The organism is Polyangiaceae bacterium (genome assembly GCA_020633235.1).
GTDB lineage: Bacteria > Myxococcota_A > Polyangia > Polyangiales > Polyangiaceae > JACKEA01.
In genome coordinates, this window is sequence record JACKEA010000003.1 from 369,915 (window position 1) to 383,092 (window position 13,178).

8 protein-coding genes are annotated in these 13,178 nt (G+C 66.0%); 3 read left to right on the forward strand and 5 right to left on the reverse strand.

Translation table 11 applies throughout. The features are described 5' to 3' along the window. The first annotated feature begins 63 nt into the window (after positions 1-63). Positions 64-549, forward strand: coding sequence for a hypothetical protein (locus H6717_18430; protein ID MCB9579013.1), 486 nt, complete (start codon positions 64-66; stop codon positions 547-549). A gap of 16 nt (positions 550-565) precedes the next feature. Here the strand turns inward: H6717_18430 and cas5u6u are convergent, their stop codons facing one another. From cas5u6u to H6717_18455, 5 genes are all read right to left on the reverse strand, one after another. After that, positions 566-2,257, reverse strand: a complete 1,692-nt coding sequence (gene cas5u6u / locus H6717_18435; GenBank protein ID MCB9579014.1) for a type I-U CRISPR-associated protein Cas5/Cas6 — start codon at positions 2,255-2,257, stop codon at positions 566-568. Between the two features lie 2 nt (positions 2,258-2,259). Next, positions 2,260-3,222, reverse strand: coding sequence for a type I-U CRISPR-associated protein Cas7 (cas7u, locus tag H6717_18440; GenBank protein MCB9579015.1), 963 nt, complete (start codon positions 3,220-3,222; stop codon positions 2,260-2,262). Further along, positions 3,219-5,423: a type I-U CRISPR-associated protein Csx17 gene (csx17, locus tag H6717_18445; protein MCB9579016.1), complete on the reverse strand. Its 2,205-nt coding sequence runs from the start codon at positions 5,421-5,423 to the stop codon at positions 3,219-3,221. Before csx17 ends, cas7u begins: the two co-directional genes overlap by 4 nt. Then, positions 5,420-8,068 carry a DEAD/DEAH box helicase gene (locus H6717_18450; protein ID MCB9579017.1) on the reverse strand — a complete coding sequence of 883 codons (2,649 nt, stop codon included), beginning with the start codon at positions 8,066-8,068 and terminating at the stop codon, positions 5,420-5,422. The genes csx17 and H6717_18450 overlap by 4 nt, the downstream gene beginning before the upstream one ends. Before the next feature lie 220 nt (positions 8,069-8,288). Beyond that, positions 8,289-9,017: a hypothetical protein gene (locus tag H6717_18455; GenBank protein ID MCB9579018.1), complete on the reverse strand. Its 729-nt coding sequence runs from the start codon at positions 9,015-9,017 to the stop codon at positions 8,289-8,291. Between the two features lie 242 nt (positions 9,018-9,259). On the opposite strand from H6717_18455, the gene H6717_18460 reads away from it, so the two are divergent. Next, the gene (locus H6717_18460; GenBank protein MCB9579019.1) at positions 9,260-10,390 is read left to right on the forward strand and encodes a serine/threonine protein kinase; all 1,131 of its coding nucleotides are present in this window, start codon (positions 9,260-9,262) and stop codon (positions 10,388-10,390) included. 54 nt (positions 10,391-10,444) lie between these two features. Further along, on the forward strand, positions 10,445-12,658 hold the full coding sequence (locus H6717_18465) for a protein kinase (GenBank protein ID MCB9579020.1): 2,214 nt from the start codon (positions 10,445-10,447) through the stop codon (positions 12,656-12,658). The last annotated feature ends 520 nt before the right edge of the window (positions 12,659-13,178 follow it).

Genomic DNA, 13,178 nt, shown 5'->3' on the forward strand with positions numbered 1-13,178 from the left:
AAGCGCCCGCCGAGTCGAACGCCGCGACCAGCGGTCTGCGTGACACCGGAGCGAGCTTTCTTCGTGCAGGCCCGTAGCGATCTCGAGGCGGCAATTCGCCTCGAGGCCACGCGCTGCGACAACTGCCAGATTCTCCACGCCCTACAGATGGCCGTGGAAAAGACAGCGAAAGGATACGCGCAGCGGTTCGGCACGTTCAAGACGGTGCACAACGCTTTCAGCACCGGCTTTCCCCGGATTCGGGTTGCGCTGCTCGCGGACTCAAGCGTCCGAAGGCGCATGGGGCTGACCCAACGTACCGAGCTGAGTCGTGTACTGCGCAGCGTCGCGCGAACGGCTACGGCGGTCGAAGCTCTGAACCCAACGGTGGCGGGTAAAACCAACCCGAACTGCGAGTATCCCTGGACCGACCCAGGCGGTACGACACACGCGCCGGCTCGGCATCGATTTGGAAAAGCCGTCGGCCGAGTCGCGCGTCTGAAGCTCGAACGATTCCTTGACCACGTGCTGGCTCGAGAGCTCCGCATGAAGAGCCTGCTAGCGCAGTAGACCACGGAGCCGCCAACTACTCGGCGGCCAGGGCAGCCGCCTCCGTCTCGGGTTCGAACAAACCCAAACCGAAGTGGGACGCGTATCCAAGCGCGATCGGTCCCGGGACGGAGTCGCTGAACACAAGTCGCAAACCAAAGCCTGCTGCCACTGGTGGGCGACGGTTCTCTCGGGATCGCTCGCGCCTGAAGTGTCGCCAACGCGTAGATAGGCGCGCTGGCGGTGTGGCGTCTGAGCGCTCCTCGGCCACGGAGACCATCCCGGTACGCTGGCGCCAGAGCGACCAGAAAAGGTCCAACCCGGCGTATTCCCGCTGCCTGCCTCGCTCGATCTCTACCTCCACGCGCATCGGCGACGGCAAGCCGCGCGACTCCAGCTCGGCTCGAATCTGGCCCTCCAGGGAGTTCGCGCCCCGGCGCTTCAAGTGCCGAGGCGGAACGAAGGGCGTGGCGCTAACCCATGAAACGGCCGAGCCCACTTGCGGAACGAGCCGCTCGAAGTCCTTTCGCGTTCCCAGCCCGGCCAGCGTCAGGAACAGCGGCGGGAGGTTCTTGGCGTAGGTCTTCCGAACCATTCGAAGCGCGATCAGCGCTGCAGGCTCGAATCCCATTTGTGCATGAATGAGGAAATGGTCGATGCGCCGCGGGTCGTCCAGCGCCACCGGGATGATGTGAGCATGTCGATGCCCCAAAAGCCGTTCCTGGCGCGAGTCCTTTCCCGTCAGCGAGCTGGCAGGCCCTTTGCCGTGCTTCGAAGCAGCGGAAACCAAGCAACCGTGGAGCATCTCCGCCCGTCGAAGAGCGTCGGTGAGATTCGGAAGTGCTTCGCCGTTGGCCGTGTCGGAAGAGATCGCCAACAGTGCTGTGTCCACTCCCTGCCGTCGGGATTCGCCGCTGTCGCTCGAGACTGTGTGAGCCAGCGCGTCGCTCCGACGCCAGTATGCGAGGGAGCGTGCGCCTGGCGGTTGGCTCCAACCCGCCTTCTGCAACGCGGCGGTGTCGACGCAAAGTGCATCCACAAGGGTGGGCGGCAATAGGTCGTTCAGTCGAGCCAGTTGCTTCTTGCCCAGCTTCTTGGGTGGCGCCTTGTTCTTTTGCGTGGCTCGTTCCCGTTCGGCGTCGAGTGTTCTCTGTTGCTCCCGTTCGAACGCGGCTGCTCGCCAATCCGCGTAGTCCTCCGCTGTCAGTGCTGCGAGCAACTCGATGCGATCGTAGCCGCAGCCTGGAGCTGCATCAGAATGCGCGCAGTGTTCCAACCCTTCCGGCATGGCACCAATGCGGCGTGCGTCCACCCAAGATTCCGCACGCCCCAGGTACGTGAAGCGAGGCAGCAGTAGGTCCAGCATGCGCTCCTCCTCGACAGTGAGCTCCACAGGCCACTCGACTCCCAACACCCCTGTGCCGACATACGCGAATGCGTCGATGACCTTGTCGGGCGAGCCCTTGAATACTGGCATGTAGTGCCGCGTGTGCGCGGCGGCCGCAGGGGGTAGCCAATAGGCCGGAGGTTTGCTGGAGAGCCGCGCGACCAGCGCCTCCGCTTCGGCGGGCACTACTGACCAGCCGAGCTTGTTGAACCCAGTCGCGATCAACGCGCGGACGATGCGCCAAGGGCTCGGTGGCCACTCCACCACGCCCTCGTTGACGTGCCGGCCCCAAGGCGTCGCGTGATAGCGACCCGCCGGAAACTCGAATGCAAGGCGCAGCATGATCAGGCCGCGTAGTTGACGAGAGTAACGCCGTTGTCGCCGCTGAACTGCGAGCTACATGCCTTGATGAGACCCGGCACTGCGTCGCGCAGCGTGCCAATGCTTGGAAGCGCAAAGCCTTCCGGGCGCGTCACACGCGGAGCGGCCGCGACTTCGAGATCGCAGGCCGTACGGAAGCGGAGGTGCCCGTCGAGCAGCTTCGCGACCTTGTAGAGGGCGAGCGTGACGAGCAGTTGTTCGCCCTGAGATCCCAGGCCGTAGCCGCGGATCTGGGCAAGGTCGACGTTGAAGTACGCAGTGATTTTCTCCGCCGTGTACTCGTCACGCTGGAAGGGCACGTTTCCGAATCCCGTCTTGGCGTCTCCCTGCGGATTGACGTGGTCGTTCTTCACACCGCCGGACGCCGCAACCCGTACGCCGCCCGCTTCGACGAACGCCGAAAGCGCACGTGGGACGCGCAGACGCCCACCCGCCAACTCCTTCTTCGCCAAGAAGAGCCCGTGAATCAGCGCATTGACGTCATACTTCATGATGACGCCTGCGAGTCGCGGCATGTCGAGCGGCCCCTTCGCAAACCCCTCGGTCTCCTCCTTCAGCTGATTGAAGAACGCACTGTCCTTCCCCTCGAGGATGTAGGGCGAGTTCAGGCGGTGTGCTTCAGTGATCGAGCTGGTGAGGTACGAGCCGTCTTGTTCCACTCGGACGTACGACAGACCCTGGAGCTCCGGAACCAGCGCGTGCCCGGCAGGATCCCAACACATCGCCTCCAGGCGATTGGCCATGCTCTGCGGGCTCTCGACCAAGAGCCGCGTTCCGTCATGGGTATCGAAAACGGCAGCTCCCAAGTCAGGGAATCCGGTCGGCTGGAACCGCGACCCCTGCACGGGCCTTAGGTCCGCCTCGATCAGGATGCGATTGGGGCGCGGTTCTTTGTCGGGCAGGACTGCTGACAGATTCAGACTCATGGTTCCTCCTTGATGCTCGCAGCGCTCGGAGCGCTTTGGCTCGCCACAGCGCCGTCGCTGCGGGTACGTTTCGCGATCTGCGCGAGCAGGCGCTCGCGGTCATGGTCAGAGACTGGAAACGCCATCGCGGCAGCTATTCGCTTGGCTAGCTTTTCGTTTCCGATAACGTGGTGGAGCTTCGGACGGAGCCCCAGCGCGACATGCCGTGCGAGCGCGGCTCTTCCGGCGTCTTGCAGGCGCCCTCCCACCAACATCCGCACCGGCGCGGGGTCGGGACGCAGCACCACGTCCCTACTCGGCGCGGCGTAGAGCAAGCGAAACAGCGCGTACAGCGGCGCCGACGATGCGAGCGGCACACGCTGAGTCGCCCAGCTTGTTGCCCCGCGGATTTCCTCCCGCTTCCGCCAGTCCAGCGCCATGAGTCCACGTGCGAGACGGCCGAATCGGCGCAAGTCCAGCTGGCCGACGAGGAACGCATCTACGTCGTCGAGACGTACCGGCACCAAACCACTGAGCGGGAACCCTTCGTGCCCTTTGCGTGCGGCGTCCGTGATGCGCCTGAGCACGACAGCAGCGAGATCGCTCACCGCATCGCGGCTCTGCCATACAACGCTCGGGTCTTGCACCAGCCCGTGCGCCGTCGCGTTGAAGCGGGCGAAGTGCGTTGGGTCGAGCGGGACGCAATTGGCGCGAATCGGGCCCAGTCGCTGCTCGACGGGCCTCTTTCGATCGCTTGGCGCAGACTGGGAAGCCACCGCGACCGCTAGTCTGAACTCTGGCGTGTCGTCGAATGCAGCGAGGATCCAGTCCGGCGAAAGCCGCGGCAAAGGTTGCAGCCGCAGCTCGACAGCCGACTTCGGTCGCGCAACGAGGAGGTCCTCCGCCGCTCCCAGCTCCTCCAACAGCTCACCCCACCGGGCCGGCCGATTCTCCCGGCACACGCTGAACATGGCTCCGGCCATGCGATGCACAGCCCGCTGAAGTGCAGCCGGCGCGCCTGGACCATTCGCGCGGCTGCGCAGGGCTCCGACCCACTGATCGATTTCCTCGAGCAAGCGCACCCGTGGTTGCGCCACCACAGGCCACCGCCCCACTGGAACGGCCAGGTTCGCCTGACCGTTGCGTTCAGCAAAAGCGAAGCGTTCAAACGCCGAAATCCCGCGGGAAACACCAAGCAAGGACACCGCGCGCGCGGCATCTAGCGCGCGTCTCGCTCGGTGCCTACCGGTCTGCATGCGACCTTCGGCAAACAAGGCTCGTACGTCCTGCACCGTGGCGGCCCGCTCCCAGAGCGGCATCCACTGCTCACCTCGCGCGGATTCGTCCGACGGAGCCGCGCTGGCGTAGCCTTCCGCTTGAGACTGCACGGCGAAAGGTGCAGCGGCCTGGGCCAGCCCTTGCGCATCCAGACGGCGTACCGCCGCAACCTCCAGCAGCATGGCGCCCTCGAGCATGAGGACGAAGTCCCACGGGTTCACGAGGGACCCGCCGCCAAAGCCACTACTGGCGTTCGCCCCACCCGCAGCTCCCGGATAGAACTGCCCTACGGAGAAGCTGCCGAGCCCATGGGTCGCCTGCCCGAAGAGCGCTCCCCGCAGCATTTCGGAACACCCACTTCGCGGAGCGCCGCTATCCACGTCGAACAACTCCACCAGCCGCTGCATTTGATTGTTCGTGAAATCGAGCCGGCCGTCGTTGCCCCCGGTTCCGAGAAGCGCAGGGTACTGAACCTGGCGCTTTCCGTCGGTCAACACCAAGGCCGCACCGAGCCAATCTAGTAGCGCGCCGCGCCAGGAGGAGCGAGCCCGCCGGATCATCGCGACCTTGTCGTCGCCGGCGGGTCGTTCGTCGCGATCTCCCACCAACTCCTCCGCCAGCGCGATAGCTTGTCTGTAAGGCGCGAAGCGTGGCGCAGCCGCGTGGGACATAGGTTCGAAGCCGGACTTGTTGTCCTTCGGGTAGAAGCCACTACCGCCGTTCCAAGGAGCCAGCAGCGGAGTTGGCACGTATTCCTCGAGGAAGAAGCGTTCGAGGCCATTCTGATCCAGCACCGTCGCGAGGTGGAATCGGTCGGCCTTCCAGAACCCACGTGCTGCAGCGTCCTTCTGCTCTGCAACAAGTCGAAGAACCGCCAACCCTTTCAGGTAGTGGGCGAGCGGCGCGGGAGCGCAACCCTCGAGCAAGTGAATCTGCACGCTCATTCGTCCTCCATCGTGGTCAGACGTGATGCGCGAGCGTCAGCCGCCCGGAGCAGTGCTTCCAAGTACGCCAACTTGAACGGCCCATGCAGCTCACGGAGTCGGCTCACTCGCTCGGTCCAAGAAGCGCCGTACAACTGATTCAAGCCCATCTCGGCACCGGCCAGTGATAAGCGCAGCGGAGGCAGCGCGCTACGCACACCGCTTACGTCACACAACTCGAAAGCCGCGACGGAATCGCCGTCGCGCACGCCATGGATGTCCCCCTCCCCTCGCTCTTGATCGTGTGGTGTACCCGTCCAAGCGCAACGAACCTTCCCGTGATGCGCACAGACGAGATACGCAAGCAGATCGAACTCCTCAGCCTCGAGAGCCATGATCTCGGCGGCGAGCGGGTGATCCACCGATACGCGCTGATCGGCCGCCAACTCAGGCGCGACGTCGCCCAGCGCCTCCATGAGCTCGAGGTGCGGCCCCAGCAAGGCGTCGTGGTTCGGAGCCGCACGCCGCAGCAGTTCGAAGAGCGCCAACGTGCTGACCAACTCGTGACGAAATCCCTTCCGTTCCGGGTAGGCAGGGCGGCGCCAGGCATCGCTAGGTGCCTTCGCGAGGTCACGACGCGTGCCATGCTTTCCGGCGTCGCGTCGCGACTCTTCTTTGATGGCAGCTTGAAACACGTCATGGGCCTTCCCAGCGTCGTGCCAACGCGCCGCTAGCTCCAGCAGTCGCACCCAATCTGGATCGAGCGCCAACGCTTCACAGAGCGATTGCACTTCCGCTGCCGCTTCTCGACCGTGCATTGCGATGGACTTCCAGACCGCGATGGAGAGGCTATCGTCCTCTTCGCTGCTGGCCGTTCGATCGTAGCGTTCAGCGCTTTCGTCCATGGTCCCCGAATGGGAGTTTGGTGCTTGCACGCGGGCTGAAGCCTTGGGGTCCCAGCCTCGCTCGAGCGAGTACCCACCCTCTCCTTCGGGGACCAGCACGCGCATGCCGGGGTGCAACTGCCACGCCTTGGCGCGCGCCCACGTGCCTTCCAAATAGTCGAGCACATAGAACGACCTGTCTGTGAGCCACTTCCGTGCTTCGCCAATCGGTGCTGGACACAGCTCCTCACGTCGCACCGCAGGTAGATCTCTCACGTTGATCGCCCGTGTTCCGTCCTCCACCGGCCGCCAGAACACACTGATGTCCCGCTCGTCGCCCGAACGTATGTAGCGACTGACGTCGAGATCGTTGCCGCTCAGGTCAGGTGCCGTATCGAATAGGTCGTCCAGGTCGCGGCGCCGAACCACGTGCTCCGGGTCATATGGGTAGAGGCGGTCGATCAGTGCGACGCCTTCTGGACTCTCAGCGAGGTGTTCCTCGAATGCTTCGAGGTTGCTGGGCGAGACATCCGCCTCTCCACCAAGGAGTCGCGACAGTGCTTCCTCCGCCGCGCCCAGCTCCACGAGCGAGTACGGCAACGCCTTTCCCTCGTCGTTTGGAACGGCACCAACGACACAGACTTCACCTTCCTCGCCAGCGTAACGTGCCGCTCGGCCAAATCGCTGCACCAGGCTGGGCCATGGCGCCAGCTCACTCACCAGCAAGCGAGCCGAGATGTCTACTCCGGCTTCGACAACCTGGGTCGCAACGATGATCCGTCCCGAATCCGGCACGGCTGCGTCGCGCCGCAAGAACGATTCAGCCCACTTCACCCGCTCTGCGCCGCGAAAGCGACTGTGTACGAGGCGCAGGTCCGGCGCGTCCGCCCGCCTCGTGCGCTTCTTGCCTTTGCCTTCGGATAGCCGTTTGTCCAACTCGTCAAACACGCCCGTGGCGGTGTCCACGCGGTTTACGACGACCAGCGACAGAGTCCCCGGGTTGTGACCGGCAAGCGCTGCCTCCGCGATCTCAGAAGGCGTGGTCACATCCGCGCGGCGAGCTAGGGTCTTCTTGACCTCCCACAAGCCGCCGCTCCGCGCGGCGGATGGGATCGCCACCATGTTCTCGGTGAGCTCGGGTACTCGCGCCGCAACATCAACGGTGCCAAGCCAGCTTGGCTGCAGCGTTGCGCTCATCCACCAGGTCGCCGTCGGGCGCGCGGTTCCGCGATGCGAAGCGGCGTCCGCCAATCTGAATGCCGCCAGCTGCCCGCTCGTGGCGAGCCCCACATCCATCAGCTGGATCTCGTCCAAGACCCACAGTGCGTCTTGGTGCAGCAGCCCAAAGTCCACCGGCCATCTGGCTCGTGGCGCGGCGTAGCCCCGGTTCAGCGCACGAGACAGCAGCATGTCTTGAGTGCCAACGAGGATTGCCGGGCGCTCGGGGGTTAGTGCCCACTCCCCCGCATCGCTTCCGCCCATCAGCACGTGGAGCCCGACCTGCTCCGCCGAGGCTTTGCTCAACCACTCCGAAATCGCCCGCTCGGTCTGCTCCACCAACACGCGCATTGGCAGGGTGAAGACCAAGCGTCGCGGCCAGGTCGAATCCTTCCGCTGCACTGCGTTATGGAGCCACGCGAGCACTACGCCCGCCGTCTTCCCGAAGCCCGTGGGCACGCGGAGCAAGCGGTCTTCCAGAGAGGCGGCTTCACCAAGCTCCGCCTGCCACGGGTGCGGGGCAAACCCCGAAACCGACTCAAACCATCGGGAATACTCAGACATGCGCCTCCAAACTGCCTAGGCCTGGGCCTACAGCCACTGGTCGCGTCTCCCAATGACCAGCGTGATGCTTCCTCCCCGCCATTCCCCTACCCATCACCGACTCCCCTGAACTTCCGCTTGTAGGCGGCCGGCGTGGTCAGCTCAATGCTGAATATCCGTTCCCAGCAATTCACCGGGAAACAGCGTACTCCCCACTTCCGACGATTCCTGTCGCATCCGGTCAGAGCGGCCGCACGCTCGCTGGCCACGGCAGCGGACCGCGGTGTAGGTAGTCTCGGCACACGCTCTCGATCTGGCACTGTCCGGGCCCGGGGCGGTTCGCGGCGGACAGCACTTCCAGCGCGAGATCGGCCATGTTCCGATCCAGAGCTATCTCCACCAGCATCTGGATGGTGGCCACACTCGCCGCACCCAGTGCATGGGCCAAGGGCACGAAGTCGTCGACACGCAGGTGGCGGCCAACGAAGGACGCCCAGTGATAGAGCAGCCTCCTCCGGGGTTCGGAGAACCCGTGGCGCTCGAGCTCGCCCAGGATTCGCCGAAACACCTCGGCAACATCCTCGCCGTCCGCCTCTGGCACGCCGTCGAACAGCTCCCAGGTAGACGCCGTGTCGTCCTCGTCCCACCACACTATGAGCTCGAGGACGTCCAGCAGGTACGGCTCCAGAGCGATCCCGGCCGTACGCCAAGGCACCTGGAAGTATTCGAGGTAGCCGGCTTCGCGCAGATACCCAGGTCCGTGGGAGAACCAACGCCACGGGAACTGCTCCGTCAGCTGGATGAGCGCATGCAGAGCTGCGCGGCGCACCGCCAGCTGCTCCGCGGGCGCGAGGCTGGCTGCGGCCCGGTCGACCTCACTCCAACGTGCGGCAAGCCGCCCGCCGCGCTCCGACCAGTCGAAAAGCCCCGGCCCATCCGGCTGCCCGCCGGGCACCAATGCCATGCGCATGTCGAAATGCGCTGGGGAAATCGGGAAAGCAGGCCAATGGCCGCGCAGCGCGCGCCGTCGAAAGACTGCACGAAGCGGATCCCCAGCCATTTCTTGGCGATTGTCCACGGCCTTCGCCGTGAAGGCAAGCCGCGAGGTTCCGCGGCGGACCGACAAGAAACCACCCCCATGTCGTCGGTCATTTCCCTGCGACAGCTCCGGTCGCACCTGGCGCGGGCGCCAGTGGAGACGGGCGCGGAGTCATGTACTCTCGGGTCGTGGATCCCTTTGACGGCACTCCCTACCGCGGCATCGGAGTCCTGGGCCAGGGCGGGATGGGCGAAGTGTGGGAGGTGGAGCACGAAGGCGTAGGCACCACCCTGGTGGCCAAAGTGCTGCTTGCACAGTTTGCAGGCGACCCAGGCGCTGTGGACCGGGTGCGCGTGGAGGCACAGGCTCTGGCCAAGCTCGACCACCCGAACATCGTGAAGGTGTCGGACTTCCGCCGCACCCAGGATGGCCGCCCGTTCTTCGTCATGGAACGCCTCGACGGGCGGACCGCAAGGGAAGCACTGCGCGCCGAAGGCGCCTTTCCTCCGCGCGAGGCCGTCGCCCTGATCCGTTCGGTGCTGTCTGCCCTGCAGGCCGCGCACGCACTCGGCCTCGTGCACCGCGACATCAAGCTCGACAACGTGTTCCTCCACCAGCCGCCCCGGGGCGACATCGTCGTCAAGGTGTTGGATTTCGGCGTCGCCAAGGTGTTGTCCGACAGAGGCCCGGCACCACCGGTGCTTCCCACCGCAGAGGGCGCCGTGGTGGGAACGCCGCGCTATCTGAGCCCGGAACAGGTCCGCGGTAAGAACGTGGATCATCGCGCGGACATCTATGGCACCGGCGTCCTGCTCTACACGCTCCTGTGTGGTCACGGACCATTCAACGACGTGAAGCGCCTGGAGGATCTCTACGAAGCACAGCTGACTCGGGTACCTGACCCTCCTTCCACCCGTGCGCCGAACAGCTTGCCGCCGGGGCTCGACGCGATCGTGCTCCGGGCCCTCGAGAAGAACCCCGACGCACGCTTTCAGTCCGCAAAGGACTTCGACGCAGCACTGTCTGCCGTGGAGAAGCGCTGGAAGGATCCGGTTGGGTTTCTTCCCACGGAGAAGAGCCCAGCCGAGTCCGCCGCGCGGAGCACGCGCACCGCAGAAGCCCCCATGGCTCCGCCGGAGGATCGCGTCACCCTGAGCTACGTGGCGTCCGCCATTGCGGCCGTGACGGCTTCTCTGGTCGGCTTCTGGCTCATCGGCGCACACACGCCGCTCGGCATCGCCGGCACACTAATGCTCAGCGTCGTTGCTGGTGGCGCATGCGCGATGGTCCTCGCGCGGAGATGACGCCCGGTTGCCGCCGCATCGAGCCCATGCCAGCGTGACGCACAGGTGGCGGGCATGGCTGGCGACGACGACATCCCGTTCGAGGTCGGCGACGAGATCGAAGGGCGCTACCGCGTGCTCCGGATCATCGGTTCCGGCAGCGCCGGCGTGGTGTACGAGGTCGAGCACCTGTTCACAGGAGGGCGCGCCGCGGTCAAGGCACTCAAGGAACTCGTCAGCGACCGCGCCGAGCGCATGCGGCAAGAGGCGCGCACCCTGGCGGACATCCATCACCCGAACGTAGTGCCCGTGACGGATGGTGGAGTAACCGCCAAGGGCGTCGTCTGGTTCGCAATGCCACTGCTCGAGGGCCGAACGCTGCGAGAGGAGGTCTGGCGCAAACGGGCGCTCGGCGTGGAACGTTCGCTGCGTATCGCGATCGACATTGGCCACGGGCTGACCGAAGTGCACGCCCGCGGGATCATTCACCGCGATCTCAAGCCGGAGAACGTCTTCCTGGTCGCCAAGGACGACTCCGTGCGCGTGCTGGATTTTGGTACCAGCAAGTTTCAGCGCGGCAACGTCAAGACGACGGATCGCTTCCGGATCATGGGCACCTACGCGTACATGAGTCCGGAACGCCTGCAGGCGGATCTCGTCGATCACCGCGCGGACATCTTCGCGCTGGGACACGTGCTGTACGAGATGCTCTCGGGCATGCACGCGCTCTCGGAGGGACCGGGACCTCTCGACTTCCCCGGCCTTCAAGAGCTGGGCCTGCGCCAGATCTACGCGCAACCGCCACCGCTTTCGGAGCGCTCGCCAGACACCCCGGCGTACGTCGCGCAGATCGTCTATCGCGCCCTCGCCAAGGATCGCAAGAAGCGCCAAGAGTCGATGGCGAGCATGACGACCGATCTCGAGCGCGCCATGCAGCGCTGGCAGAGCGAGCACCCGCAACGCAGCCCAAGTGCCGGCCACGTGCTGCAGCCAGCCCGCGGCGAGCCGGTCGTGCAGCGTGCAGCGCCCGCCCCCTCTCTGGACACCGAAAAGGTCTCTCCCCAAGAGCTCGGCGTGCTGCCGGACGCACAGCCGTCCACGCCGGCATCGACCGGCGCGCAGATGCGTGAGCTGGAGGCAGATCTCGCCCTTGGCGCGGCGCAGTTCTGCTCGCCGAGCGAGAAGGGCAGCGAAGTGCTGCGGACGCTCAGCGTCATGCTCCAGGACGAACGGGCCGACACCGAGCGCGTCGCCAACCTGCAAACGCTGCTGGTCGCCTCGGCGACCGTGCAGGAGGCCACGCGGAAGTCGCTGCGCATGCTGCTCGCGACACCGCCGGACAGTGAAGGGCTCGACACCGCGCGAGTGGCGCTCGGGCTACGGGAGCCGCCCGTCAAATCGGAGCAGCGCATGGTGCTCTTGGCCCAGGGGGCCGGCGCCTGCATCGAGCCCGAGGCGCGCCTGGACGCCGCCGCCAACGCGCTTACGGCGCTCGGGAGGGCTGCGGACGACGTCCGTGGCTTCGCCCTCGGGGTGCTCATCGCGTTTTCGCGGGCGACGCGACATCAGCAAGCGGCCGCCCGCGGGGCACTGATCGCGCTGTTGCTCGGTGGCCCGGAAGACACGGAGCTCGCCCACGCAGAGCTGGCGCGCCTGATGATCGACGTGGCCGACCAAGTACCGGTAGAGCCTTCCACGACGCTTCCAGAAGCTGGAGCTCGAGCATCGGCATCCTTGGGTCGGTCCGCCGCGAGCCCCGTCGCGGACGCCCCCACTTCCGCGACACCGAACACGATGTCGACACCCCGGACGCCATCGCGGCCCGCCGAACCGCCGCACCGCCGACCGAGTCTGTTCGTCGCCCTCGGCATCGCGGCGTTTTGTTCCAGCGCCGTCGCGCTCGTCACACTCGTCGCGAGGCCGGCGAGCACGCTGCGCCAGGAGGAACCCGCGCCGGAGATTCGCGGCAGCACGAACACGCCCGCGCCCATGCCGCCCCCGCGCGCCACCGCGGAGACCCCGTCTCCCATGCCGTCAGTAGCTCCCCCGTCGTCGGCGCCCGATCCAGAGCGCTCCGCACCGGAAGGTGGCGCGCCCAGCGCCACTTCCAGACCTCCGGCGCCCTCCGTTGCGGCCGTCGCTCCCGCGCCCGCTGCCGTCGCCACCGCCGCACGGCCGGGGACAGCATCGCCGCGCACAACAACCGCCGCGCCACGCCAGACTTCTCGTCCGCCTGCCACCTCCGCGCCGACCGCGGGTCTACCGCCCGCAAGCCCGATCAACCAATGACCCCGGCCGAAAAACGCAACGCACCGAAGGGCACGGCCCAATCCGGCCAGCCGGCAGCCCACAAGATCGCAAGCCAAGCGATTTTCGGCGCAACCCACTGTCGTGCCGGCCGAGCGGGCGAGGTTCATGGCGCCGCGGACACAGGGTTTGGAGCAAACGCTGAGCGTGCGTATAGCTCTCGGAAATCGGCGAACATTTGGCCGCTCCCGGCCGGCGCGCTACCACAACCGAACCCCGACCATGGAGCGCGCCGTGTCGAACCCTGAAGATCGGGACACCGTCCGAGAGTTGGGGAAGCCCAAGGACACTTTGCGGGGGTTGAACGAGGGTGCGCCTGGCGCAGACGAGCCCCCGCCCAGCTCGGGAGCGCGTTCGGTGGTGATCGTGCCAGGGCCGGCTTCGGAAAAGACGGCGCATCTCGGCAGCCCGGCCAAAGCGAACGCGCCCCAACCCGCCGCGGCACCCAAGAAGAACAGCGTGCCCCGCTTGCTCGCCGGGAACGTCACTCAGCCGCCCACGT